Source organism: Yoonia sp. R2-816 (assembly GCF_046762905.1).
Lineage (GTDB): Bacteria > Pseudomonadota > Alphaproteobacteria > Rhodobacterales > Rhodobacteraceae > Yoonia.
Window position 1 is genome coordinate 1 of record NZ_JBKQXN010000008.1, and the last position, 1,138, is coordinate 1,138.

Below are 1,138 nucleotides of genomic sequence, written 5' to 3' on the forward strand. Positions count from 1 at the left end.
AGTTTGAACGGAATAAGCCGCACGTGAACATTGGCACGATTGGTCACGTTGACCACGGCAAGACGACGCTGACGGCGGCGATCACGAAGTACTTCGGTGACTTCCAAGCATATGACCAGATCGACGGCGCGCCCGAGGAAAAGGCCCGTGGCATCACGATCTCGACAGCACACGTGGAATACGAAACCGAAGCGCGTCACTACGCCCATGTGGACTGCCCCGGCCACGCCGACTACGTCAAGAACATGATCACCGGTGCGGCGCAGATGGACGGCGCGATCCTGGTTGTGAACGCCGCTGACGGCCCGATGCCACAAACGCGCGAGCACATCCTGCTCGGCCGCCAGGTGGGCATCCCTTACATGGTCGTCTACATGAACAAGGTCGATCAGGTCGATGACGAGGAACTGCTGGAACTGGTGGAAATGGAAATCCGCGAGCTTCTGTCCTCTTACGAGTACCCCGGTGACGATATTCCGATCATCAAAGGCTCGGCTCTGGCCGCGATGGAAGGCCGTGATGAAGAGATCGGCGAGAACTCGATCAAGGCGCTGATGGAAGCGGTCGACACCTACATCCCGACCCCGGCCCGTGCGGTTGACCTGCCGTTCCTGATGCCGATCGAGGACGTGTTCTCGATCTCTGGCCGCGGGACTGTTGTGACCGGCCGTGTGGAGCGTGGCGTGATCAATGTCGGTGACGAGATCGAGATCGTGGGCATCCGCGACACCAAGAAGACGACCTGCACAGGCGTTGAAATGTTCCGCAAACTGCTGGACAGTGGTGAAGCCGGCGACAACATCGGTGCCCTGCTGCGCGGTGTGGACCGTGAAGGTGTCGAGCGTGGCCAGGTGCTGTGCAAGCCCGGTTCGGTCAAGCCGCACACCAAGTTCGAGGCCGAGGCCTACATCCTGACCAAGGAAGAGGGTGGCCGTCACACGCCGTTCTTTGCGAACTACCGTCCACAGTTCTACTTCCGGACCACAGACGTGACCGGCACGGTTGAGCTGCCCGCAGGCACCGAAATGGTGATGCCCGGCGACAACCTGAAGTTCAACGTGGAACTGATCGCGCCAATCGCCATGGAAGACGGCCTGCGCTTCGCCATCCGCGAAGGCGGCCGCACCGTCGGCGCCGG

Annotated in this window: 1 protein-coding gene; it reads left to right on the forward strand. The window is 61.1% G+C overall.

The features are described from left to right. A partial coding sequence (gene tuf / locus ACFWW2_RS00035) for an elongation factor Tu (protein WP_393925318.1) occupies positions 1 to 1,138 on the forward strand: 1,138 nt, incomplete at both ends.